The organism is Paenibacillus sp. FW101-FHT12H11 (genome assembly GCF_058790355.1).
In genome coordinates this window covers 11,863-36,158 of sequence record NZ_JBYTCO010000016.1, presented here as the reverse complement: position 1 = coordinate 36,158, position 24,296 = coordinate 11,863, and the positions used below count along the sequence as shown (strand labels likewise).

Below are 24,296 nucleotides of genomic sequence, written 5' to 3'. Positions count from 1 at the left end.
GTAAGGTGACCAAGCTGGATCAGCAATTATCGGTCTTCTCCTTAGGCGGTATTAATGAAATCGGTAAAAATATGTACGTTGTCCAATATGCCAATGACATTGTCGTTATCGACTGCGGCTCTAAATTCCCGGACGAAACTTTGCTGGGCGTTGATCTCATTGTTCCTGATATTACTTATTTGCTTGAAAATAGCGATAAAGTCCGTGCTCTGGTTATTACGCATGGACATGAGGATCACATCGGGGGCATTCCATACATCCGCAAACAAATCAATGTGCCGATCTATGCAACACGCTTAACGATTGGGCTCATTGAAGTGAAGCTGAGAGAGGCCGGTTTGCTAGCAGATACCAAGCTGTTCGAGATCACCTCCGATTCCACGGTGGACCTTGGCAGCATCACGTCCACTTTCTTCAAAACCAATCACAGCATCCCCGATTGTCTTGGGGTTGTTTTTCATACGCCCGAGGGAGCGGTTGTTCATACGGGAGATTTCAAATTTGACCTTACACCGGTCAATAATCAATATCCGGATATTCATAAAATGGCGGACATTGGCTCGAAGGGGGTTATGCTGCTTTTATCCGAAAGCACGAATGCGGAGCGTCCGGGTTATACGCCTTCGGAAAGCCATGTCGGAAAGCATCTCGAGGAGGCCTTTCATAAAGCGAAGCAAAAAGTGTTCATCGCCACCTTCGCTTCCAATGTCCACAGGCTTCAGCAGGTGATCGATGCCGCGCAAGCGACGAATCGTCAATTAGCCTTGCTGGGCCGCAGTATGGTCAACGTCGTGAAAATAGCTTCCGAGCTGGGCTATTTGACGGTTCCCGACGGGATGCTGGTGGAGGCGGCAGAGATCGGCAGCTTGGCTTCCGAGCGGATCGCCATTCTCTGCACGGGCAGCCAGGGGGAGCCGATGGCCGCGTTATCCCGGCTATCTCGCTCAAACTACAGGAATGTAGAAATCCATCGGGGGGACACGGTCATCCTGTCCTCATCGCCGATTCCTGGGAATGAGCGCAATGTCTCCAAGACGGTAGACAATTTGTTTAGCCTTGGCGCGGAGGTCATCTACGGCTCAAGCTCAGTGACCGGCATGCATGTCTCCGGCCATGGCAGCCAGGAAGAACTCAAGTTAATGCTGACGCTCATGAAGCCGAAGTATTTTATTCCGATTCACGGCGAATATCGGATGCTTCATCAGCACCGGATTTTGGCTGAGTCCGTTGGCGTCGAGCCTGCTAACATTTTCATCCTGAACAATGGGGATGTTGTAGATATCAAGGATGAAGCGGCGACGCAAAGCCGCAAGGTCACGGCGGGCAACACTCTGGTCGATGGATTGGGCGATGTGGGGAATATTGTTTTACGTGACCGGAAGCAGCTTTCGGAGGATGGGATCCTTATTGTGGTTCTCCTTCTCAGCAAAACGGATGGCAAAATTTTAGCCGGACCCGATATTATTTCGCGCGGGTTCGTCTATGTGCGTGAGTCTGAGGATCTCATAGATCGAGCGAGCATTTTGGCCGCGGATACGGTGAACAGGCTGCAGACAGGGCAGGACCCGCCAAACCAATGGAATGTGCTGAAAATTAATGTGAAAGAAGTGCTCGGACGTTTCTTTTATGAGAAAACCGGCCGCAGACCTGTGATTCTCACGATCATTACGGAGTTTTAGCGGGAGGGGGCGGCAACTAAGCACCCCAACGAATCGGAACTACAGGGCGCTATTTCTACGAAATGCGCCCTTTTGGCCGCGGAGGGGGAACTAGGGTCCGTTATTTCTTCACATTTGGCTGAAACCTAGCCCAATGTGGAGAAATAACGCCCTGTGGTTCCCCTCCAGGCCAAGCATCCCCGCTATTTGCAGAAATAGCGGACTGTAGTTCCTCTAAGTTGGCCCGCCAGCCTCCGCAGTTCCTCAATTCTACGCGAATAGGCACGCGGCACCTCACCCAACGAAAAAGACTGTCCATCAAGTAGATCACTCTACTCAACGGACAGTCTTTGCAATTCTATACAGGCCGCAGCAGCACTTTGCCTGAGGTCATGTTAGCCGCGTACTGTTGGATGGCATCTACCGTTTGACAGAGCGAGAACGTTTGGCTAATCTCGGTCTGGATCTGCGATCCGACCGATTTCTTCATAGAGCCCTGCAGGGAGAGCAGCTCAAAGATAGATTGGGTCTTCACCCAGTCGGAAGCCCAGAAGCCTGTGATCCGCTTGCGGCGGAAAACCAGATCATCTGCGTTAATCGTTGTTGTGCTGCCTCCCAGGAGGCCGTATTGAAACAACGTGGAGCCGTCCGGCAGCGCCGAGAGTACGGTCCCCGTCAGGTCTCCGCCAATGGCATCGAAGCATACGGTAGCTCCAAGGTCATGAGACTTCCGTCTGAGTTCGTCTTCGAAGGCGGGGGAGCTGCTGTTCACGACATGCTGTCCGCCTATCTCTCTAAGGAGCTGCGCATGCTCATCCTTGCGGACAACACTGATGACGGCCAGGCCGTTCTCTCTGCCGAGCTTCACCAGGATTCTGCCGAGTGCGCTGGCTCCTGCCGTTTGTACGATGGCCTTGGACTTATGCTGTTTGGCAATCTTCACCATAGCCATGGCGCTTGCCGGATTGACGAAGAAGACAGCGCCCTGCTCGTCCGATACGTGGTCGGGCAGAACCATGCAGGTCATGGCGCTTGCTTTCGTATACTCCGACCAGGAACCATAGACTTCGGATACGAAAGCTACGCGTTTTCCTTTCAACATGCGGGCTACGAGGCTATTGCCCGTTGCAATGACCGTTCCGCAACCTTCCATTCCGCCAACCGACGGCAATGCGCGTTTAATGCCATAATTACCGGAAAGAAATAATAAGTCAGCGGGGTTAATAGAGGCCGCATGCACTTTGATGAGTACTTCGTTACTGTCTATTTGGGGAATTAACGTTTCGCCGAATTCAATGCCTGAAACCCCGCTGTATGTCTTAATCAGCGCTGCTTTCATCGTTTGTGCCATATGGAAGTACCCACCTATCAGTAGATGTAATTATAACTAGTTAATGTACACTGTATTATATAATACGCAGTGAACGGGTAGGTTTTGATAACATCAAATTTACACAAAGATTTGGTCAAAAAGGGACCGTGCAGCGCGATTATAATTGATTCATGAAACCGTGGGCGATATTCAGGTCGGAGGGCATGAATTTGCTGGCGCCAGATTTAATTAGCCCGGCAAGGACGACACAATTCGAGGCAATGGCGCCGCGCATCCATTTCGGATCGAAAGGGGAATTGTTTTCTAAAGCTGAAAGCTCGAGATGAGCCAGTTGTCTGGTAAGTTGAGTAAAGTCGCTCCTTGAGCAGTAGAGATCCTGTTCAAGCTCGATCTCGAAATGGCGCAGATACGTTTTCTCTCCGCCGGTGTAAGCGAACGGCCCCAGTGATGCGGGTAAGCGGGAGGAGAGCCATTTGATGCAGGTCGTTATTTGCCTTTGATGCGGCGCTCCAAGTAACTGGAATTCTTGATTAAGATCCGAAATGCCGAAAGGAATGAGATAAGGCGCTTCGCACTCCTTGGTAATAATCTGGATGCTGCCGCCTCCGGCATTGATGACGTCAAGGTGGCTGGGGATATCCGATTCGCTTATCGCTTTGCGCAGCAGCTCCGCTTCTTCTTTCTGACTGATCGTCCGATAGGCAATTCGCAGATTTCTGCAAATCTCCTCCATATGTTCAGAGAGGTGCGGCGACCTTCGCATCGCTTCCGTCCCGAAGGCCTCAATGTTTCCGAGGGGGGCGCCTTCCAAGAAGGAGCCTTGTGTGGACAATAAGGACTTGAGCTTATCTTCAATGGATGGAAGGCAGACTTCGCTCTCCAAAAGCTCCCATGTGAGGACATCCACTTGTTCGATACCAATCTCTGATTTCTTGAATACTTTGGCGCTATGACTGCCCAAATCCAAAATTAATTTATCACTATTCATAAGAGTTCACCTGTTACTCCCTTTAGTAATGGTTATCGCACTGTGAATCCCTGTTTAGTTAGTTGCCATCTGATGTATATCTGACTATTCCTAGCAAATAAAGGTCTCAGAAATCCAATAATAAATGATTAATGATTTCTATGTCAACCAATTTATGTTAAAAATATGGGAAAAGTTTCATGGCATTCATATTTCAACAGATTGCATGGTTATCCGACAAATTGGGCTCTCCGGAAATTTGAAGGAAATCAAATAAGAGGCTATCTCCAGGTCGTTTCGGACCGTGGAGACAGCCTCTTGCTTATAAAACAAATTTGTAGCCTACACCCCAGACTGTTTTTATGTATTTGGGTTCTTTGGGGTTGACTTCAATTTTCCTGCGTAAATTTGTAATATGTACATCGATAGCACGATCGTTGACATAGGAGTCGAAGCCACGCAAAGCGTTAATCAAATCCTCCCGGCGGTACACGCGTTCAGGGTGCTCGTACAGCAGCCGAATAAGCTCGAATTCGGAGAATGTCATGTCGATGGGTTCGCCTCGCACATAAAGCGTTCTTTTTTCCAAATTAATGTTCATATCAACAGACGGTACGGGAACAACTTGCTGGACAAGCTGCTCTTCGGGTGGATGAGCTTGTTTGAATCGACGCAGAAGGGCTTGTATGCGGGCCTTCATCTCATGCATGCTGAAGGGCTTGCATAAGTAGTCATCAGCTCCTACTGTAAACGCTTCAACTTTCTCGCTGACTTTGGAATTGGAAGAGATGATGATGATGGGAACGGGCGTTAAGCTTCGCAAGGAGTTGCATAAGTCCGTGCCTTCAAAGTCAGGAAGCATGAGGTCCAATAGAATAAGATCCGGCTCGAATTCGCGAAGGGCGGCAAGGCCTTCCTGGCCATTATGGGCTCTAAGCACTAAGAAGTTCTCTTCTGTCAGATACATACAGACCATTTCACCTATAATATCATCGTCCTCAATTAAAAGCACTCTGTCCAAGTATAAACTCCCCCAAACTAAGTTTATTTTCTAATTTCTTTCCTGAATGAACAGAGGGATCAAAAGTCCTAACAATTTACTTGCTCAACCTATTATAAGGTGTCGAAAATTAAGTGTAAATCGCTCTTATACACTTTTTATCGGGAATTTGTTAGCAAATTGTTAGCGAATAGGGATGAGAAAACGTACCATTTAGGTAAGTTACCTAATAAGTGGAAAGTACAATAGGAGATAATACGGTTTATTGTGAAATTGCTTGTAGGAGGTGTAAATGAAGTGGGTCTTTTAAATAGGTATGGAGTCCTGATTGTAAGTGATTCTAATGAGTTGAGCGAGAGCTTGCTGCCCATCTTTCAGAAAGATGAACAGTTCATCATGACAGGTACGGCGAAACACGGGAATGCCGCATTGGATTGTATGCTTGCTGGAAGGCCGGATTTGGTGGTCATCGATTTAGCAATGGCAGACATGGCAGGGATTCATGCGCTTCAACTCATTATGAATCATCGTCCAATTCCTATTGTAGTGCTTAGTACACATACATCCGAAGGTGCCATGCAGACCATTCAGGCTATGAGGATAGGCGCTGCGGATTATTTTCATATAGAAATGCTTACTGGGCCAATGTCCCATGAAACGATGGTCATCTATTTCCTGGAACGCTGTAAAATGGCCATACGAAACGGCATTCAGAGCGTGCATGAGTCTCCAGTCAAATCCTTAGGAATCGTAGAAACTGCGCTCTCTGGCTCGCTGCAGGCGAAGCACGACCAGTTTCAAAGACGAATGGATATTGAATTTCATTTGCGTAAGGCGATTACGAATGAGGAATTTCATCTCGTATATCAACCCGTTGTTGATGTATATACGAACCGGATTGTAGGTTTAGAGAGCTTAATTCGCTGGCACAGTGCGTCTTTGGGGCAGGTGCCGCCTTGCGATTTTATCCCAGTAGCGGAGGAAAGCGGCCTGATTCATGAGATCGGAGAATGGGTGCTGAGAGAGGCTTGCACACAGAGCGTGAAATGGCAGCAAGAGGGTCTTCCCCGTTTGTTCATGGCCGTCAACCTATCCAGACGACAGTTCAATGATAACGGGCTCAGCGCGATGATTCAGAAGATTTTAGAGGAGACAGGCTTACAACCGAAGTACCTGGAACTCGAGATCACGGAGAGCATGAGCATGGATGTTAATTTGGCGGCAGATGCGCTGGGTCAACTGAAAAGGCTGGGTGTGCGCGTTGCGATGGATGATTTTGGAACCGGATATAGCTCGCTTGGTTATTTAAAGGATTTTCCGATCGATAAGTTGAAGATAGATCAGTCGTTTATTAAGGGATTGAAACATCGGGAAGTGAATGCGGCTATCGTGAACACCGTCATTACAATGGCCAAGAACTTAAATCTGCTCGTAGTGGCCGAGGGGCTGGAGACCGAAGAGGAGCTTCAAGTGCTGAGGGACTGCGGCTGCCGTTTCGTGCAGGGCTACTATTTCAGCAAGCCGGTGCTAGCGGAAAGCATTGGGCACATGCTGAACTCTAATACGCGAAACAAACCAAACAAGATCGTTATTTAAATATAGGCTGGTGATTGTTCTGCTGCGCGATTTGATTACCAATTTTGCGATTATTACCGTGTTTGTCTTATTCGTCGAACAGTTTTTCATTATGACGAAATTGGATCAGAAGCCGACGTGGTACTACAAAGTTTATGTGGGTCTTACCCATGGCATCCTGGTTGTGATTCTGGTTAGTTTTGGCATTACGGTTGATGGCCATATAGGTCTTAATTTTCGCGGTGTAGGTTTCCTGCTTGCCGCCTATTTGGGAGGATATCCTTCAATCCTCATTACCTTTTTCATCCTATCGATATGGCGCTTTGCGATAGAGCACTCTATCCAGCTGCCGATTTTCCTTATTGGACTGGCGGCCGTTATAGGGACTAACTTTACTTTTTCAAAAATGCGTACTTATTGGTCCAAATGGTTATTTGGAGGAGCTTTTCTATATGTGTTCTACTATGGGATGATGTGGGTCGTGTACCATACATCGCTTCAAGTCATAGGAACATACCTCACCTACCAAATGGTGTGTGTAGTGGTTGTAGCATGTTTTCTGGGGTATCTGATTCGCGCCCGGGAGTACAAGCTGTTGATCCGGCAGGTTGAGCAGGAACTTATTGATATGCTTCGCTTACAGCCGGGGTTTACGTTTAAATTTCATAAGCACAGGGGCCATTTTGTCTATATATTGATTGAGGGTCAATTACTTTATCAGCTAGGTTTGCGACCGAGTCAGTTTATTGGGAAAAGGGCTCATGAAATCAGCATATTAGGGACTAAGTTTCCGGAATTTCTGCAGCCCTATTATGAACAGGCTTGGTCGGGCGAAAGAGTCATCTATGAATATGATTGTCAAGGCTTCACGATCCTCGTTACTTTACAGCCTATCTTTAAGTTTGGCGCGGTTAGTGAGGTCATCGGATCAGCGGTGGATGTGTCGGAGCATCGTGCAGCCCAGATGAAAGTTAGGGTTAGAGACGAGCAGTTCCGGACTTTGGTGGAAAATTCAGAGGACTTTATTCTCCGATTTCGACTGGATGGAAGCGTTGCCTCTGCTAATTCTAAAATGTATCAAACCTACCAACTTACGTCTGATCAGGTAAAAGGAAAGCAATTGACCGAAGTCATTCACATGGACAATCCTTCGAAATGGGAGCGCTCCTTCACTCAATCGATCATCAACGGCAAAACGCAGCAATTCGCCATTAATTTTCTGCTGCCGGATGGTACTGAGCATACCTATAATGTCACGTTATCCCCCCTTTTCAATGAAACAAGAACGGAAATTATTGCGGTCACCGGGACCGTTCACGATATTACGGATCTCAAGAAGCGCGAAGAGGCGGATGAATCCAATCGGGCTAAAAGCCAGTTTCTGGCGAGGATGAGCCACGAAATTCGTACGCCGCTTAACGGTATTCTGGGGCTGTCTCTTCTGCTGCAGCGAACGGAGTTAACACCTCTACAGAAAGATTATTTGAGTAAAATGGACGCCTCTTCGAGTGTTCTGCTGGCGACGATTAACGATATTCTGGATTTTTCAAAAATTGAAGCGGGGAAATTAATTTTGGAGAAAGTTGATTTCTCCTTGGAAGAGTCACTCCAAAAGGTCGCCGACCTGGCGAGCGTCTCCCTCGGCAACAAGCGAATCGAGATCTTGCTGGATACTTCCGAGGATTTGCCGGATATCGTCAGCGGCGACTCTTTTCGGTTAGAGCAAGTACTTATCAATTTATCGAATAATGCAATCAAATTTACGGAGCAAGGCCACATCCGGCTTCAAGTGCAGCTTGAGGAATATGCGGAGGAAGGCATTATTATATCTTTTGCCGTAGAGGACACGGGGATTGGAATTTCGAAGGAGCAGTTGTCACAGCTATTCTTGCCCTTCTCGCAAGCGGATACATCGACTAGCCGGAGATACGGAGGCACAGGGCTTGGGCTTGTGATCTGCCAGCATTTGGTGCAGTCCATGGGAGGTGTGCTCAGGGTTGAGACTACTTTAGGGGCGGGAAGTCGTTTCTACTTCAGTCTGTTGTTCGGACGAAATCAACAGACGGAGGATGACATGTACCTTCCTTACAGGCAGCTTGTTCCGCCTCAAGAAAACAAGCATGTGCTCGTTGCCGAGGATCATCCCATTGCGGCTCGGCATGTATCCGATTTACTGAGCTCCTTCCAGCTTGAGGCGAAGACGGTTCTCTCGGTATCCGACTTATTAGCGGCGTTGGAACAAGGAGAGGGAGGATCTGGACATGCTGCGTTCCGCTATATTTTCTTGGATATGCAAATGGATCCCATGCAGCATCAAGCGATTTGGCAGCGTGTGCTGAATGCGGTGGACCGCTCTCGAACCCATGTAATCGCGCTCACGACACTGGAAGGCAGAGAAGAAATGTGCGAGCTGCCTGAAGCGTTGAAGGCGGATTCCGTTCTGGTGAAACCGGTAAGCAGGTTGTCACTGCGCAAAGTTCTGCAGGTACTGAGCGGGCAGAAGCCATCCCGTAAGAGGTGTGATCGCGATAAAGAGGAGGCTATGGCAGGAGGGGCACTTTTCCAGTCCAAGGGGCACATTTTGGTGGCGGAAGATAATGAAATCAATCAACTGGTCATTACGCAGCTTCTGCAGCAACTGGGCTATGAGGTGGTAATTGCGCAGAATGGCTATGAGGTTCTGGAACGGGTGGGTGAGCAAGCCTGGAAGCTTATCCTTATGGATATTCATATGCCGGAGATGGATGGCTATGAGGCAACGCAAAAGCTGAGACAACTTAAGCCAATGCAGCGGATTCCAATCATTGCGCTTACTGCAAACGGTTTCGTGAAAGACACGATGCAAATGCTAAAGCTTGGACTTAATGGCATTTTGGTTAAACCCGTCAATGAGAAACAATTGGCCGATATGCTCGAGAAATGGCATGATTTGCAGTGGTTATTGCAGATTAAGGGGATGGATGCAGAGCGTGTGCTGCGGAATATCGATCAGAAGATCCATATCTTTCAATACATGATTGAGAAGTTTAAACAAGATTATGCTTGTTTCACGGAGAATTTACTTCCGCCTATCATCCATCAAGAAGATGCTGTTGCTCGCCGCATGGTGCATACGCTGAAAGGAGTGGCCGCGAATTTCTATGCCGAATCCTTGTTAGCGGCTGTCTTGGTGCTCGAGAAAGAGATGGAGCAAGAAATCAACTTGGAGACATGTAAAGAGGGGATTGTGCGCGTGCAGCTGGAGATTGACCGAATCATCGCAACGATATAAGGCAAAAGACCAAAAAAGAACCCGGCAGAAGTGATTGCTGGGTTCTTTTCGTTGCCGTTAGTTGGTAGCAAGGTATGTGAGTCCATAGGATAACCAGACGAAGTGATACACATTGACGGCGCCGTAGATGATCACCGTGAGGGATAGGCAGGGCTTGACCCAGGAGCGTTTCCGGATATAAGGGTAGAAGGCCATGAGAATCAAGGGAAGTATGAGTTTAAGGAAGTAATACCCGGCGACATGCCATTCATATACACTTCGTATCAGAGGATTCAGTTCTTCAATAAAGGACAGATGCATGCCGATGTCCGTGAATACAGCATCACTTAAGCATAAAAATAGCAGCCAAAGGAGAAGTTTGCTCTGGAAGAAACGGCGGATGACAGGCATAGGCTGGATGTCCTCGCTTTCGTCGCATGAATGTGTAAGTTTATATTTATGATACACTTTGTATCATACGAAAGCAACCTACGACTTGACCGGGACTTTAGCGCAAAATCAAGCTGAAAGCGGAGACGGAATTCCGCCTGAGGACTGATTACCCAACGACGGATCTCTTCTACAATGAATGCGAGATAGATAACGGTAACGGAGAGAGGGTGAGGAAGCTGCGAGATGGGTTGAACAGGCGGGTGCGCTCGCTCTTCTTGCGTTGGATGTATTCGATACATCGTACGCTGAGCCTTGGAGCGAGCCGTTTCCTTCGCTGCATACTTATTCACCTGAGTTATATGCAAACGCGGATGCTAAGCATGGCTTGGCGGGTTCGGAAGCAGCGGTGGCAGATTCGGAAGCAAAATAATACAAAAGAGGCCATCCTCAAGTAGAAAAATCTACTCGAAGACGGCCTCTTGCTCGATTAGAACACTTTCGTTGTCCAAGACTCGCAATTCCAAGTTTCCGTCACAACATCACGGTAAAATTCCGGTTCGTGGGAAATCAGAAGAATGCTGCCCTTGTAGGCTTGCAGCGCACGTTTGAGCTCATCCTTGGCATCTACGTCCAAATGGTTGGTCGGCTCATCGAGCACCAGTAAGTTCGTTTCGCGGTTGATCAGCTTACAGAGACGGACTTTCGCCTTCTCGCCGCCGCTCAGGACGACAACTTTACTCTCAATGTGCTTCGTGGTGAGACCGCATTTCGCTAGTGCTGCACGCACCTCAAATTGTGTGAAAGAAGGGAACTCGTTCCATACTTCCTCGATACAAGTGTTGTTGTTGGAGTCTTTGATTTCCTGTTGGAAGTAACCGATTTGCTGGTTATCGCCTTTTTGAACGGAGCCGGTTACCGGCTGGATTTCGCCCAAAATACTCCGCAGCAACGTCGTTTTCCCGATACCGTTGGCACCGACCAGCGCAATCTTCTGACCACGTTCCATGCGCAAGTTAAGCGGTCTGGATAGCGGTTGATCGTAGCCGATCACGAGATCCGTCGTTTCAAAAATGAGCTTGCCTGACGTACGGCCCTCTTTGAAATTAAACTGCGGCTTCGGTTTTTCCTTCGCAATTTCAATAACTTCCATCTTGTCGAGTTTCTTTTGTCTGGACATCGCCATATTCCGCGTCGCCACGCTCGCTTTGTTACGGGCAACGAAATCCTTCAACTCGGAAATTTCTTGTTGTTGGCGTTTGTAAGCTGACTCAAGCTGCTGTTTCTTCATTTCGTGTACTTGCTGGAAGTGATTGTAATCTCCGACATAGCGGTTTAAAGCTTGATTTTCCATGTGGTAGATCAAGTTGATTACGCTGTTCAGGAACGGAATATCGTGAGAGATAAGAATGAAGGCATTCTCATATTCTTGCAAATAACGTTTCAACCATTCAATGTGCTGCTCATCCAAATAGTTGGTAGGCTCATCAAGGAGCAGAATGTCCGGTTTCTCCAGCAAAAGCTTCGCCAGAAGCACCTTCGTCCGTTGACCACCGCTCAAATCGTTCACATCTTTGTCCAAACCAATATCGGTGAGGCCCAGCCCGCGAGCGGTTTCTTCGATTTTGGCATCGATCATGTAAAAGTCTTGATTCGTCAATGTATCCTGAATCGTACCGACATCCTCGAGCATCTGTTCAAGCTCTTCCGGCGTCACATCGCCCATCCGGCCGTACATGTCATTCATTTCTTGTTCCATGTCGAACAGATATTGGAAGGCTCCCTTCAGGACATCGCGGATGCTCATGCCTTTGCTCAGAACAGCATGTTGATCCAGGTAGCCAACGCGCATGCGCTTGGACCATTCAACCTTGCCATCATCCGGCTGAAGCTTGCCTGTAATGATGTTCATGAAAGTAGATTTACCTTCTCCGTTAGCACCGATGAGTCCGATGTGCTCCCCTTTGAGCAGGCGGAACGAGACGTCGTTGAAGATGGCGCGGTCTCCAAAGCCGTGACTTAATCTTTCTACATTTAATATGCTCATGAAATGACACCTTTTCTTTTAAACTTTTTCTCGTTTTATTATAAGCGTTATGGGATGGAAAACTCAATGAATCAGCGAGCAAAAATGTGACTTGATGGGATACATAATGCATCCAAAATAAGGGAAGGGTACAAATAGCTAAACCACAAACAGGGTGATCCTATGTCTACGACAGCCGCTCCATCGTTAACCCCTCATCTGCCTGAAAATATAGCGCAGCTTGTCGAGACTCTAGGGGAAAGCAGCGACATTATCATTAGAGAGCTCGGCATCGGACGATCAGGCGAGCTGCCGATTTTCCGAAGAAACGCCCTAAAATCTGCTCGCTGTACTGTGCAAAATTCAGATTGCGAAATTCTTCCCCCGATTTGGTAGCATCTCAGTGATCTTTCCTATTTTTGCCTGATTGGGAAGGGTTAAACGTGGTGGGGATGGAAAAGACCTGAGGGTTGTTTGCCCTCAGGTCTTATGGTGTCTTCCTTATGGCAGGCGCACGGATGCCCTGTATAAGCTGCTGTTCCAGTCCACTTTGCTATTCAGCGACTCCGCGACGAGGCGGAGCGGGACGTACATGCGGCTGTCCCCCATAATCTGGAGCGGGACCGGCACGGAGACCGACTTGCCATTCACCGTCGCTGTGGAGCTCCCGTCCTTCAGCTTCATCGTCACGCCTCCGCTCGTAATGGTCGCCGTCCGGGTTGCGGCGTCCCACTGAAAACCGGCATTCATCGCGGTGATGAAGGGTCGGATCGGGACAATGGTCGTCTCATTGACGATGAAGCCGCTATAGTCATACTCAGGCTGCCCGTTGATATCGATTTGCACCTTCGGCTTGTCGAGCTTACGCACGACGAGCGCATTGCTCAGTTCGCGGCCGGGATAGGTCAGCATGGTGCCGTTGGCGTACAGACCGGAGCTGGACCCGCCGTCCATATTCATGGCTTCCTTCAGCCCAAGCTGAAGGGTGATGGCGGCGAGCTGGGAAAGCGTTGCGCTCGGCACGGTGCCCATCACGAGACGATCAGACGCGTCGATGCCGATGAAGCTGCGCGCTGCGGCAGATTGCGTCACCTTCGGGTCGGAGAAGCCGTCCCGTGCGACGTCGAGATCGACTACGCCGCCGGTGACCAGCTTCGGTCCGACCCCGATCGCCGCGAGCCACGACTTGGCGTTCAGAGAGCTGCCGCCTTCGCCTTTGGCCAGCAGCTCCTTCGTGACGCGATCTCCGACATCCAGATTCGGCAGGATGTGCTGCCGGTTGTTGGCGCTGCCCCCGACAAACAGCACGTAACCGCCGGCAGGAACCTGCACGGAATCGTTCGTGATGCGAGTGATGAGCCCATCCTCGATGACGACCTTGGTCCCGTTCGGGAAGTTGATCCAGCTGCCAAAGTCCGGCGTATACCAGATCACTTGGTCGGTGCTGCCTTCACCGTAATACTTGTTAACCCCCCAAGGGGTAATGGGGTAAGTCCCGTTCCCTTCACTGACCCGCACGGCGATGTCGAGGTCCACGAACTGAATATCCGGCACTTTATCCCGATTCAGAATAAAGGTCTGATTTTCCCCGGAGTGAAGAGCTTCACCGGCTTCTACCATCGTCCCGTTCGGGTAGCGGATATAAGGGTTAGACTCATAGGCATTGAAAAATGTACCGTTAATCGCGGCAACAGCCCCTTCGCGCTCGGCGATCGCTTGTAATGGAGCGTCATGGCCAATTCCTCCGTCAGCCAAGGCGGGAGCAAGCTCCAGGGTCGGGTCGGTCAAATCGACCGTAACGACACTTACGTTATAGGTTTTGCCTTGAGCGGTTACTTGCTTGGTCACGGCGTTCACCGAAGGGGAATATAGCGCGGACGCCGGTGTTGCGCCGGCAAAAAGTGCAGCTGTCAGCAGAAGCGCCGCACTGGGTTTCATGATTTTATGGCGAAACATGAGGCAGTCTCCTTTGGGTTCAGTCGAATGCTGCCGAAAAATATCCGGCTTACTATATTATTCGGTTGAGATGGGCTTTTTTGTGACGTCTGGCGGACATTCCAGGAGGAGGGGATGGTTGGTAAAGGGGCAGGCGGCGGTGTGGGCAAAGGCGCCAACCAAAGGTGCAGGTAAAAGAAAACACCGGCTCAAGTGAGCCGGTGCATGGGGAATTAAGCAAGTTTCGCCAAGTATTCGTCGAGTTGATTGAACGTACCGCCAAAGCCTTGTTCCATGTTCTCAATCATAGACGTGTAGAAAGCAGCTTCTTCTTCGGTTGGGTTAACGGGGCCGCCGCTAATGGTAACAACCGTTTTACCATCTTGCTCTTCGAAGGCTACGATATTCAAAATTTCAAGCGGGAAAACCGGGCTGAACGGAGCACGGATCGTGTTCGCGTCCGCATCGGAGAACGAGTTCGTGTAGACAAGTTTATCCGAAGGGGAAACTTCGCTATATACAAATTTACCCCACATTTGAAAGCCTTCAGGGGATTTCATGCTGAAATGGAACATGCCGCCGGGGCGAACATCACACGTGGATACTTCCAGTTGCATCCCTGTCGGTCCCCACCAGTGACTGAGATGTTCGGGTTTCGTCCAACATTGGAAAACGAGCTCGCGAGGAGCGTTGAACGTGCGTGTAATAACTAACGAGCGGGCGTTTGTAGTTTCGGACATGGGTGAGTACCTCCATAAGTTAAAAATAGTATCTCGATCGGTTGAACCTCCACGATTCAGGCCTCGCTGAGGACGCGGAGATGCTTGGAAACCTGGGGTTGGTTAAGCCCAGGTCGATTGGCGATTTCCCCTACGGTGAGGGGACCGTCAACCAAGAGTTCGACCATGTGTAAACGGTTGGGCTCGGCGAGAGCTCTGCATCGTCGAATTCATACTCTAAATATACTTGGGTTGGAATATTCCTGTCAAGGAATATATAGAAAGCTTAGGGGACTGGAGTAGTATGGCCTGATGCGTGGCGGTTTATTTCGGCGAGGCCCGTGTGTGGGGGATGAGTAATGTTCGAACGGGTGTGAGGGAGGGAACTACAGGACCTTATTTAAACCCGATGAGTCGGGGATGGCAGTTTGGGGGAACTGGGGGATCTTATTTCAGCTGATACAGAGCCAAATGACCTGATTATGGAAAAATAGAGGCTCACAGATCCCTTCGATCGGAAAAACAGCTAATTTGGCTGAAATAAAGGCTCACAGTTCCCCTTCGCCGCCCCTCACGCGCCAAATTCAAAAGGCCGCCAAGGTAAGGTATACCTACCTTCCATGGCGGCCGTATTATTTTAGGCACCTGGTTGTTTCCCCGTGAGCGCCACTTCAAAAGCATCAATGATAAACAAAAACCGCTCAGCCTCCCGAAACACATGGTCCGCGAGCAGCGGATGGATGATGCTTTTGATTTTGCAGGCCTCGATTAAATCTCTGGCCGTCTTCTTGAAGTCGCGGAGCGAGACGACGGAAACGCGGTTCTGATCCAGGAATTGATCCAGAAGCGGCTCTGTCTGCGATTGCGGCTTCATGCCGCTCAGGTCGATAGCTTGAAACAGCAGCTGATCAAAATCGTGGCTGAAATTGCGGGCTTGCTCGACTAATTGACGCTCTGACGGGTCAAGCAGATGTCCGATGAACTTGGCATGATCCGCCATAATGCGCAGGAAGAAAACATTTTCATGAATAATCGCGTCAGGTAACGGATCCAGTCTTCCCGTGTTTAATTCCTCCAGCCGATTCCTGAAATAGTTGGCTTCTCGGCTCGTATGATCAACGAGTAAGGGGAAATTATTGCCCCCTGGCAGCTTGCATTGAATGATCAGTCCAAGAACTTTTCTTTTAAAAGCCCAAATGTGCGTTGCGGCTGAGTGTGCTTCCAGGTTAAAACGCTGTATTTGCGAGGGATCCGTCGCTTCGGTATACGAATGGGCTCTAGCTTCAATTTGCTCAAAAATACTGTAAAATTGATTCGCTTCCTGAATGAGCTGCGTATCTTCGCAGCGGAAACCCAGCTTCAGAAAAAGGGAATGTTCTTTCATAATTCGGGACCAGAATCGCACTTCTTCCAAAGAACGTGCTACAAACGCATTGGACAAGATCAGCACTCTCCTCGCACTCAAATATACTATGTTAAGTATAATCGCCTGGAGGAGAAGATAGACCATTTCCGGCCTAACTGGACGACTCCCTGCTCACGTTAGCTCACGTTACCCGGCGATGATGCTCCGCCTTGCGATAATCTTTGGGCACAATGCCTTTGCTTTCACGGAAAATGCGGGAGAATGTCTTGTACGAGCCGTATCCAACCTCAAGCGCAATTTCCGTTACGCTCATCTCCGTGGACACGAGCAGGCTGCAAGCATGACGCAAGCGCAGGTCGTGCAAGAAGTGAACGAACGTTTGGCCGGTCGTTTGCTTAATCACTTCAGAGATCCGCGAGGCGCTCATCGCGAACTTCGCCGCGAGGTCCGATAAGGCCAGCTCCTCCTGATAGTTGCGGTGGATATAATGAATGATAGGCCAAACGGAGTGATGCGTCTTCGCACCGTGGAGCGGGATCGCTGCTGCCTCCGCAAGGGGAGCTTGCTTCCAACGATGGCGGTCGAAGCGGATGAGAATTTCTTTCAGCTTGCCTTTTAACAGTGTCTGTCTGTATCGTTCCGTGCCGTTATATTCCTGGTACATCTCCTCAAGGAGAGCAAGCATCTGCTGCTGATCTTGTCCATGCAGCTGGACATAGGCGGGCAAGGCCGTCATCTCACCCAAAAGCCCCGACAGACCGGGATCGCTCCCTGATTCCATCAACAAATCCATGCTGAACATGCAGTTATACAGGACCAGATTTTGTCCGGGGTCCGTAAAAATTTCATGCACCTGATAAGGCAGCACGAACGTGAAAGTGCCCGCCCTCATCTCATGGTTGACATCATTAATGCTTTCCGACCCGGTGCCTTCGATGACATAGGAGAACTCGAGGAAATCGTGGCGGTGTGCGCGAAAGCCGTGCCCCAGCGTATTTTTGCTGATATGAAAAGGGAAGGATGAGTGCATGTTTGGGTACGTTTTCAAATAGTCGGGAAAATACGTCATACTCAGCTAATCTCCTTCGAAGAAATGGGACGTTTTCCGAAATATAGGTGCGTTTTTCTACTGCCTTTATTTTATCATAAAAGCAGGTCGTACAGGATGTACTTATGAGGAGGAACAGAACGTGGGAAGCAATAAAATTAGAATTGGTATTATTGGTGCCGGTAACATCGGCGGCGTGCATATACGCGAGTTTTCGAAATTGGCGGATTCCTGTGAAATTACAGAGATTACGGACGCCTATTTGCCTTTAGCTCAAGCAAAAGCTCAAGAATACGGCATTGCTCACGTTGCAGCTAGCCCTGAAGAGCTTATTCAGAGCAGTAATGTAGACGCTGTCATTATTGGTGTGCCTAACCAGCATCATGCTTCCCTTGCTGTACAAGCTATTGAAGCCGGCAAGCACGTGCTGATTGAAAAGCCGATGGGCATTAATGCCGCAGCAGCTAAGCAGATCCTGAAAGCCAGCGAGGCTTCGGATAAAGTGGTCATGATCGGCCACCAAATGCGCTGGGAAGCTGTCCCGCAGCTGATCAAAGAGCAGGTTGAAGCAGGTGAGCTCGGTAAAATTTACACAGCCAAAACAGGCTGGTTCCGCCGCAAAGGGATTCCGGGCTGGGGCACATGGTTTACGAAAATGAACGAATCGGGCGGCGGCCCGTTGATTGATATTGGGGTTCACATGTTGGATCTTGCGCTCTACTTGATGGGCAATCCGAAGCCTGTCTCCGTCTTTGGCGCTACTTATGCCGAATTCGGCCCTCGCAAGAAGGGGATTGGTACATGGGGGACGCCAAACTGGAACGGCACGTATGATGTGGAAGATTTGGCCACGGCCCTCATCCGCATGGAAGACGGCAGCACCTTGACGTTGGAAGTTAGCTGGGCGGTTCATATGGATACGGATAACACGCCTTTCATTCATCTGATGGGCTCTGACGGCGGCGCAAGTTATAAAGGAGCATCCGGCAAACTGCTGACAGAGAAGTTCAATCGGGCTATCGAGACCGATTTGAAAAAGCCTGAGAATGACGAAGGAGAGCGCCTGCGTCTGAGCAGACATTTCCTAACGTGCATTCGGGAAGGCAAACAACCGATTACATCCGCTTTATCCGGCTACACGAACAATTTAATTCTTGATGCCATCTATGAATCTTCCCGCACAGGGAATGAAGTTAAACTAAACTGGGACATCTAATTCGGGAGGGAAACACGATGCTTAGAGGGTTAACGGGAGCAGGACTTGGCAAGTTGGAGAGTAATGAGCAGTTCATCGAGCTAGCGGCAAAATACGGCTTTGCAGCCGTCGATATCGACGCGCTTGCCCTAGTGGAGAGCCACAGCGTAGACGGTGCGCGCGAGCTGCTGAACAAGCATGGCCTTGTTATTGGCTCCATCGGTCTACCGGTGGAATGGCGCGGGTCCGAGGAGCGTTTCCGCGCCGACCTGCCGAAGCTGACTCAAGCAGCCGCAGCGGCTGCAGCGCTTGGCTGCACGAGCTGCTGCACGTACGTTCTGCCATCGACGGATCTGAATGCTGCGCATTTCATGGCGCTGGCTACGCGCAGATTGCGCACTTGCGCGCAAATCCTAGGCGCATACGGCATCCGTCTTGGCCTAGAGTTCGTGGGGCCGCACCACTTGCGCACACGCTGGAAACATCCGTTCATCTGGACGCTCGAAGAGACGCTGGATTGGATTGATGCGATCGGTGAGAGCAACGTCGGTTTGCTGTTCGATGCGTACCACTGGTACACGAACGGGTTAACAGTAGCTGACATCGAGAAGCTGCGCCCTGAGCAGATCGTCCACGTCCACATCAACGACGCGCCGGACGTTCCGGTAGAGGAAGTGCTGGATAACGGACGTGTGTACCCAGGCGAAGGTGTAATCGACTTGGCAGGCTTCCTGCAAGGCTTGGCGAAAATCGGCTATAAAGGCGCTGTTTCGCAGGAGATTTTGACGGCGACGCCGCCGACGGATTCCCCGGAGAGTTTGGTGCAGCGTTCCAAAGCGGGCTTTGATAAAGTTTATGCGGCGGCGGGGCTGTAGGCTTTTGCGCGGTTAGCCCCAAGCGGAGCTGGGCAATGCAAGAATGATGAGCCGGAGGACGTAATGTCCTCGGCTTTTTTCGCTTTTTACAGGCCTGACAGTCTCACGAAATGCCAGAAAGATTGCCATTCGACAAAGGTTCCCATGAACCATCCACACAGTCCGACAACATTTTCAGGCATTCTCGTTTACTATGTTCCTGTTCTACTAAATATGCCTAAATCAAAATGAAAAGGAGATAAGATCATGCAAATTAAAAAGAAGGATGACATTGGCTTGATTTTGGACAACTTTTCGTCGTATGCGAAGTGGGATCCTTCGGGCCAGAAACTATACCTTGTTTTCGCTGATAACAAGCGTGGGGGGCAGTGGACGCTGATGAATTACAACGATGATCGTTTCAGCGTACATGGTCGCGGTAAAGACTACTTGGATGAAAAAGAAGCGTTCTTTGAGGAACGCAACAGCGTTGTGTCGTTCTTATGGAACAACCGTGCCGCGCTTAAGGCAGCTGTAGATCCAAGCGAGTAGAAAGCTGGACAGCCAGCTAGCTCACCTAGTTTAACGAAGAGGCAAAAGCCTCCGAAACCACCAACGATGTTTGGTGGCTCCGGAGGCTTTTGGCGTTGGGTGCTGCTCGGAGTTATAGAGCAGCGCCTTCTTTTTGCTTATCGCGGTATTGCCCCGGGGTAATCCCCTCTTGCTTGCGGAAGGACCGAATGAAGTTTTGCGAGTTATTATAACGCAGCTTGGACGAAATATCCTTGATAGGCATATCCGTCTCCGACAGCCATTTCTTCGCCATGTTGAACCGGTAGGCGGACAAATAGTCGCTGAAGGAGCAATTCGTTTCTTTGCGGAAAATGCTGCTTAGATAATTCGCATTGTAATGCAGTCTGGATGCGCAGTCCTCCAGTGTGAGGTCGGTATCGTAATATTTTTGCACAAGATCGATAATTTTCTCTGAAATATTGTGATACTGCGCATCCTGCCGGTCTCGGTAGATGCGGATCAGCGGGTGGATGACCTCTGTCCAGAACCAATCTTCGATTTCCGCTGTCATATGCAAATTCAGCAGTTCCTCGAAAAGCGAGCCCTTGTTCGGATGAATCTGATTCAAGGAAATGCCGGATTCCTGCATCACCATCAGCAGGTTGTTCAGCAGCCGAGCCAGCGGAATCTGATATTCCTGCGGCGAAAGCGGAGCAGCGAATACGGCTTGCAGGAGCTGCCGCAGCAGCTCTTTGGACTTATCCTTTTCGGCAACCTTGACGGCGTCCATCAATTCATTTTCGAGCGGCTTCGGATAGTTCAAATTTAAGAAATGTTTGCCCGAGTTAATATTCTCGTACTGAATGATGATCCCTTCGCCAAGCTTGATCCGATGCTTCAGAGCTTCCAGCCCTTCTTTGTAGGCGATCGACATTTGCGAAAAAGCATGGATGGGAAGGCTCATCCCAATGCTGACATGCAGATTCAGATAGCTGAAGATGTGCTGCTGCATCTGCTCCGTGAGGGCGTAGACCTTATTGCGGAAAGCGGCAGCTTCGCTGTCTGGGCTTCCAATCAAGGTCACCACCGTCTGATCGATAATGACGGGAGCTAGACGTTGGTCGGAAGGAATAAGCTCCTCAATCATATTGTGCGCGGCGAAAAGCAGCAGCTCCATGTCTCTTTTTTCATAACGTGTATTGTCGATGGAGTCGATCTGCAGGGTAATAACGGACATTGTTTTCCATTCGTCCATATGTTTCGTATAGCCGAATTGGGCTAATTTATCGGGCAGCTCGCTCGTTTTGATATGGCCCTGGAACGCTTTGATCAAGAAAAAGGTCCGCACCTGGCCAATATGCTGATGAACCTCTCGTTCCAGCTGGGACTTGGATTGGAACAACGTATGGACGTGCTCGCTGATCATCTGGAACTCATTGGCTTTCCGCTTCTGGTTCACGGTAACGAGGCCCCCGATTTGATTGAGCAGGAGCTGAATGGGCGAGTACATTTTGCGCGAACCGAGCCAAGCGAGCAGCATGGACAGAAGCAGCATCAGAATGCAGATATAGATCGTGTAGACTCCGATTTTACGCGATTCTGTGGTCAAGCTGTCGATGGAGGTTAAGGACAAATAAGTCCAATTATTCAAGTTCGAGTGCAGATAGCTGACCGAATAACGCTTGTCGTTGATATCCGCTGTGAATTGACCCGTAGGCGCCTTGAGCTGGCTCAGGTCCTTCAGGCCGGCCTCCGCAATAGGTTTGCCAATCAGACTGGCGTCCGGATGCATGAGAATCTGGTTATGCTCGTCCATAATCAGAATATCTTCCAGATGTTTGGTATCGCTTTGAATCAAATCCTGCAGGGAACAGGCTGGAATGTTGGCCATCGCCAAGCCGTATTTCTCCAGACCGGTGGTTGGCAGCTTTTTGACCAGTGAAATACTGTAATCGCAGGTAACGCTCCGAGCGTTCTCCTCCGTAAAAAACCACTTCGACGGGTTCAAAATCCAGGTGCTGTTCTCCTGCGTGTTCATCAGGTTCAGCAATTTATCGTAAAAGGGGTAGCCGTCAAAACGGTACAACCCCGAGTTCTTAATCATCCAGTTCTCGCGGGCATTGATCAAGATGACATCTTCCAGCTTCGTGTCAAAAGATTGCATATACCGAATTTCGCTGCGCAGATCGTCATACATCATGAAATCGTTTACAGTTAGCGGCATATCCATCGCCTTTTTGAGCACGGTGGAGTTGATGACCTGATTAAGTGTATGGTTGACAGTCGTTAATTTCTGCTCTACATTGGAGTTGATTTGGGTGATTAACTGCATTTTTCCTTCGTTGACATTTTTTTGGATCTCATTCGACGAGGTCATGAAGGCAAAAGCGCCGATAAAAATAACAGGGAGCGTGCTGAGCAAGAACCCGAACATGGTCATTTTGCTGAGAAAACTTAAATTGGGCATCGCAGCCAACACCTTATCTTAGGATGATCACTTCTGTATCTAAGTTCTGTATCTATGTATTGTAGTCAAGTCTGTCGTTAAGAGCAATAATCATCTGTCTGGCGGATAATCATTTTCTCTGATTATGACCGCAAAACGCTGCTGCATCAAGGGGGAAGGGTCATGAACACACAGGTAAACAGGAAAGGTATTAAGCGCGGTCGTCTCTTTATCTATGGTCTGCTGATGGTTGTTTTGATCAGTGGTTGCACGAAAGGAAGCACTACGGGAGCCAATGAGGCGAGCAGTGATCGTCCTGTTATTTCGATAATGGCACCGCTTCATTTTCCGCATCCGCCTATCCCCGAGCTCGTTCAGGAGATCGAAAAGCTTACGAATACAAAGCTGGAATTGAATTGGGTTCCGGATGGCATATACACCGATAAAATGAACACAGCCCTCACCACGAACTCGCTGAAAAAAGCAACCTATGTGAAATATACGGATTACATGTTGATGAAAAATTCGATCCGCTCCGGCGCCTTTTGGGATATCGGACCGTATTTGTCGGCTTATCCGAATTTGAAGCAGTTGAATAAGGAGATTTTGGGACAGGCGGCTGTCGATGGCAAAATCTATGGCTTGTATACCGAGCGGCCGTCCTCCCGGCAAGGGATTATTATTCGCGAGGACTGGCTGAACAATGTGAAGCTGGCCAAGCCTACGACGGTTGATGAGCTGTATCAAGTGTTAAAAGCTTTCACGTATGGCGATCCCGATCGCAACGGCAAGGATGATACCATCGGGCTGACGGACCGAAATGACTTGGTTTTTGGCGCCTTCAAAACGCTTAGCTCCTACTTCGGCACTCCGAATAATTGGGGCGTTGCGAATGGGAAGCTGGTGCCGGAGTTCGAAACGCAGGCTTATGTGGATACGATGAATTTCATGAAAAAGCTGTACGATGAAAAGCTCATTAACTCGGATTTTGCCGTCACCAGTAAAGAAGTTCAGCGTGATAAGCTGATTCGCGGCATTGCGGGCGTCTATATTGGCAGCATGCAGGATGTGCAGCGCCTTTCGGACGAGGTGCAGCTTGTGAATCCTTCGGCAAAATTCACCCTCGTGAACCATATTGAAGGCCCGACGGGATTCAAGATCTGGTCGATTCCGAACTACAGCGCGCTGTACCTGTTCTCCAAAAAAGCGATTCGCACGGAGGCGGAATTGAAGCAGGTGCTGCAATTTTTTGACCGGTCGATGGATAAAGATGTCGCGAACCTGATGAAGTATGGATTGGAGGGACGTCATTACACCACCATTGGGGACAAAGTCCAGCTGCTGGAGGAGACATCCAAGATTCGCGTGAACGAAGTGAATGCGCTGTATGCGCTCATGATCGCGGACTTGAACAATCCGCAGGTGAAGCAGGTCGCGGAGAGCGAGTCCCTGTCACAGCTGGCGGATAAGCTCAGCTTGGACAACGAGAAATATATCGTTAAGGACCCGACGCTAGGGTTAGAGTCGAAAACCTACGACGAGCGTGGCGTCGAGCTGTACAAAGTTATCTCCGACGCGACGTACAATTATATGCTGGGGAAACTCGACAAAGCAGCCTTTGCGCAGGAGATTGAGCGCTGGAAACGTAGCGGCGGCGACCAGATCATTGGCGAATATAATGAGGCATATGCGAAAAAGTGAGCTGGCGGAAATGCCCGAAAAGGGCGTCTCACGACCGTGAGCTCTCCTGATTCAGGTCGAGCGAGCCGAAAAGGCCGTCTCGTGTCAGGGCAGCCTGCCGAACCTGGCTGAGCGAGCCGAAAAGACCGTCTCGTGCTGGAAAGTCGGCGAAAGTGCGCCGAGCCACCCGCGAGCGAGCCGAAAAGGCCGTCTCGTGTCAGGGCAGCCCGCCGAGCCCGACTGAGCGAGCCGAAAAGGCAGCCTCGTGCTGGAAAGTCGGCGAAAGTGCGCCGAGCCACCCGCGAGCGAGCCGAAAAGGCCGTCTCGTGTCAGGGCAGCCC

General features: G+C 49.6%; 18 protein-coding genes and 1 pseudogene. 8 read left to right on the top strand and 11 right to left on the bottom strand.

Annotation, left to right across the window (positions count from 1 at the left end; genetic code table 11):
• Positions 1–5 precede the first annotated feature (5 nt).
• Positions 6–1,679 (top strand): ribonuclease J, encoded by a 1,674-nt coding sequence (locus AC3WTJ_RS35200; RefSeq protein ID WP_492526215.1) that lies wholly within the window; start codon positions 6–8, stop codon positions 1,677–1,679.
• Between the two features lie 337 nt (positions 1,680–2,016).
• On the opposite strand, the gene AC3WTJ_RS35195 is transcribed toward AC3WTJ_RS35200, so the two are convergent.
• The 3 genes from AC3WTJ_RS35195 to AC3WTJ_RS35185 all read right to left on the bottom strand — a co-directional run bounded on the left by AC3WTJ_RS35195 (position 2,017) and on the right by AC3WTJ_RS35185 (position 4,970).
• Positions 2,017–3,009: a zinc-binding dehydrogenase gene (locus tag AC3WTJ_RS35195; RefSeq protein WP_492526213.1), complete on the bottom strand. Its 993-nt coding sequence runs from the start codon at positions 3,007–3,009 to the stop codon at positions 2,017–2,019.
• Between the two features lie 139 nt (positions 3,010–3,148).
• The gene (locus AC3WTJ_RS35190; protein WP_492526211.1) at positions 3,149–3,979 is read right to left on the bottom strand and encodes a Ppx/GppA phosphatase family protein; all 831 of its coding nucleotides are present in this window, start codon (positions 3,977–3,979) and stop codon (positions 3,149–3,151) included.
• 301 nt (positions 3,980–4,280) lie between these two features.
• Complete coding sequence (locus AC3WTJ_RS35185; RefSeq protein WP_307719948.1) at positions 4,281–4,970, bottom strand: response regulator transcription factor; 690 nt, start codon at positions 4,968–4,970, stop codon at positions 4,281–4,283.
• 285 nt (positions 4,971–5,255) lie between these two features.
• On the opposite strand from AC3WTJ_RS35185, the gene AC3WTJ_RS35180 reads away from it, so the two are divergent.
• A complete protein-coding gene (locus tag AC3WTJ_RS35180; RefSeq protein WP_492526209.1) occupies positions 5,256–6,554 on the top strand; it encodes an EAL domain-containing protein in 1,299 nt (432 codons plus the stop codon).
• A gap of 10 nt (positions 6,555–6,564) precedes the next feature.
• Positions 6,565–9,804, top strand: coding sequence for a response regulator (locus tag AC3WTJ_RS35175; RefSeq protein ID WP_492526207.1), 3,240 nt, complete (start codon positions 6,565–6,567; stop codon positions 9,802–9,804).
• A 57-nt stretch (positions 9,805–9,861) separates the two neighbouring features.
• Here AC3WTJ_RS35175 and AC3WTJ_RS35170 read toward each other — a convergent pair whose 3' ends face one another.
• Positions 9,862–10,194, bottom strand: coding sequence for a DUF5658 family protein (locus tag AC3WTJ_RS35170; RefSeq protein WP_492526205.1), 333 nt, complete (start codon positions 10,192–10,194; stop codon positions 9,862–9,864).
• A 469-nt stretch (positions 10,195–10,663) separates the two neighbouring features.
• On the bottom strand, positions 10,664–12,220 hold the full coding sequence (locus tag AC3WTJ_RS35165) for an ABC-F family ATP-binding cassette domain-containing protein (protein ID WP_492526203.1): 1,557 nt from the start codon (positions 12,218–12,220) through the stop codon (positions 10,664–10,666).
• 162 nt (positions 12,221–12,382) lie between these two features.
• Here AC3WTJ_RS35165 and AC3WTJ_RS35160 point away from each other — a divergent pair, with 162 nt between their 5' ends.
• Positions 12,383–12,595, top strand: coding sequence for a hypothetical protein (locus AC3WTJ_RS35160; protein ID WP_492526201.1), 213 nt, complete (start codon positions 12,383–12,385; stop codon positions 12,593–12,595).
• 105 nt (positions 12,596–12,700) lie between these two features.
• On the opposite strand, the gene AC3WTJ_RS35155 is transcribed toward AC3WTJ_RS35160, so the two are convergent.
• The 5 genes and pseudogenes from AC3WTJ_RS35155 to AC3WTJ_RS35135 form a co-directional block, all read right to left on the bottom strand.
• Positions 12,701–14,155, bottom strand: a complete 1,455-nt coding sequence (locus AC3WTJ_RS35155) for a stalk domain-containing protein (protein ID WP_492526199.1) — start codon at positions 14,153–14,155, stop codon at positions 12,701–12,703.
• 212 nt (positions 14,156–14,367) lie between these two features.
• Entirely contained in the window at positions 14,368–14,874 is a 507-nt protein-coding gene (locus AC3WTJ_RS35150) for an SRPBCC family protein (RefSeq protein ID WP_492526197.1), read from the bottom strand.
• Positions 14,875–14,933: 59 nt separating this feature from the next.
• Positions 14,934–15,083, bottom strand: a pseudogene (locus tag AC3WTJ_RS35145) (ArsR/SmtB family transcription factor); the annotation flags it as partial.
• A gap of 407 nt (positions 15,084–15,490) precedes the next feature.
• Positions 15,491–16,294 (bottom strand): DUF2935 domain-containing protein, encoded by an 804-nt coding sequence (locus tag AC3WTJ_RS35140; protein ID WP_181646377.1) that lies wholly within the window; start codon positions 16,292–16,294, stop codon positions 15,491–15,493.
• 106 nt (positions 16,295–16,400) lie between these two features.
• The gene (locus AC3WTJ_RS35135) at positions 16,401–17,288 is read right to left on the bottom strand and encodes an AraC family transcriptional regulator (RefSeq protein ID WP_157324192.1); all 888 of its coding nucleotides are present in this window, start codon (positions 17,286–17,288) and stop codon (positions 16,401–16,403) included.
• Between the two features lie 121 nt (positions 17,289–17,409).
• Here AC3WTJ_RS35135 and AC3WTJ_RS35130 point away from each other — a divergent pair, with 121 nt between their 5' ends.
• The 3 genes from AC3WTJ_RS35130 to AC3WTJ_RS35120 all read left to right on the top strand — a co-directional run bounded on the left by AC3WTJ_RS35130 (position 17,410) and on the right by AC3WTJ_RS35120 (position 19,868).
• Complete coding sequence (locus AC3WTJ_RS35130) at positions 17,410–18,483, top strand: Gfo/Idh/MocA family protein (protein ID WP_326063506.1); 1,074 nt, start codon at positions 17,410–17,412, stop codon at positions 18,481–18,483.
• Positions 18,484–18,500: 17 nt separating this feature from the next.
• Positions 18,501–19,337: a sugar phosphate isomerase/epimerase family protein gene (locus AC3WTJ_RS35125; protein ID WP_492526194.1), complete on the top strand. Its 837-nt coding sequence runs from the start codon at positions 18,501–18,503 to the stop codon at positions 19,335–19,337.
• Between the two features lie 246 nt (positions 19,338–19,583).
• The gene (locus AC3WTJ_RS35120; protein ID WP_127456634.1) at positions 19,584–19,868 is read left to right on the top strand and encodes a hypothetical protein; all 285 of its coding nucleotides are present in this window, start codon (positions 19,584–19,586) and stop codon (positions 19,866–19,868) included.
• Positions 19,869–19,980: 112 nt separating this feature from the next.
• On the opposite strand, the gene AC3WTJ_RS35115 is transcribed toward AC3WTJ_RS35120, so the two are convergent.
• Complete coding sequence (locus tag AC3WTJ_RS35115) at positions 19,981–22,296, bottom strand: helix-turn-helix domain-containing protein (protein ID WP_492526192.1); 2,316 nt, start codon at positions 22,294–22,296, stop codon at positions 19,981–19,983.
• 162 nt (positions 22,297–22,458) lie between these two features.
• On the opposite strand from AC3WTJ_RS35115, the gene AC3WTJ_RS35110 reads away from it, so the two are divergent.
• Positions 22,459–23,976: an extracellular solute-binding protein gene (locus tag AC3WTJ_RS35110; protein ID WP_492526190.1), complete on the top strand. Its 1,518-nt coding sequence runs from the start codon at positions 22,459–22,461 to the stop codon at positions 23,974–23,976.
• Positions 23,977–24,296: the final 320 nt, after the last annotated feature.

What these genes read in the sequence shown, in the direction of transcription:
- AC3WTJ_RS35120 (WP_127456634.1), top strand. Translation starts at nt 19,584, where the DNA reads ATGCAAATTAAAAAGAAGGATGACATTGGCTTGATTTTGGACAACTTT.
- AC3WTJ_RS35155 (WP_492526199.1), bottom strand. Translation starts at nt 14,155, where the DNA reads ATGTTTCGCCATAAAATCATGAAACCCAGTGCGGCGCTTCTGCTGACA.
- AC3WTJ_RS35110 (WP_492526190.1), top strand. Translation starts at nt 22,459, where the DNA reads ATGAACACACAGGTAAACAGGAAAGGTATTAAGCGCGGTCGTCTCTTT.
- AC3WTJ_RS35135 (WP_157324192.1), bottom strand. Translation starts at nt 17,288, where the DNA reads ATGACGTATTTTCCCGACTATTTGAAAACGTACCCAAACATGCACTCA.
- AC3WTJ_RS35160 (WP_492526201.1), top strand. Translation starts at nt 12,383, where the DNA reads ATGTCTACGACAGCCGCTCCATCGTTAACCCCTCATCTGCCTGAAAAT.
- AC3WTJ_RS35115 (WP_492526192.1), bottom strand. Translation starts at nt 22,296, where the DNA reads ATGCCCAATTTAAGTTTTCTCAGCAAAATGACCATGTTCGGGTTCTTG.
- AC3WTJ_RS35150 (WP_492526197.1), bottom strand. Translation starts at nt 14,874, where the DNA reads ATGTCCGAAACTACAAACGCCCGCTCGTTAGTTATTACACGCACGTTC.
- AC3WTJ_RS35125 (WP_492526194.1), top strand. Translation starts at nt 18,501, where the DNA reads ATGCTTAGAGGGTTAACGGGAGCAGGACTTGGCAAGTTGGAGAGTAAT.
- AC3WTJ_RS35195 (WP_492526213.1), bottom strand. Translation starts at nt 3,009, where the DNA reads ATGGCACAAACGATGAAAGCAGCGCTGATTAAGACATACAGCGGGGTT.
- AC3WTJ_RS35170 (WP_492526205.1), bottom strand. Translation starts at nt 10,194, where the DNA reads ATGCCTGTCATCCGCCGTTTCTTCCAGAGCAAACTTCTCCTTTGGCTG.
- AC3WTJ_RS35165 (WP_492526203.1), bottom strand. Translation starts at nt 12,220, where the DNA reads ATGAGCATATTAAATGTAGAAAGATTAAGTCACGGCTTTGGAGACCGC.
- AC3WTJ_RS35190 (WP_492526211.1), bottom strand. Translation starts at nt 3,979, where the DNA reads ATGAATAGTGATAAATTAATTTTGGATTTGGGCAGTCATAGCGCCAAA.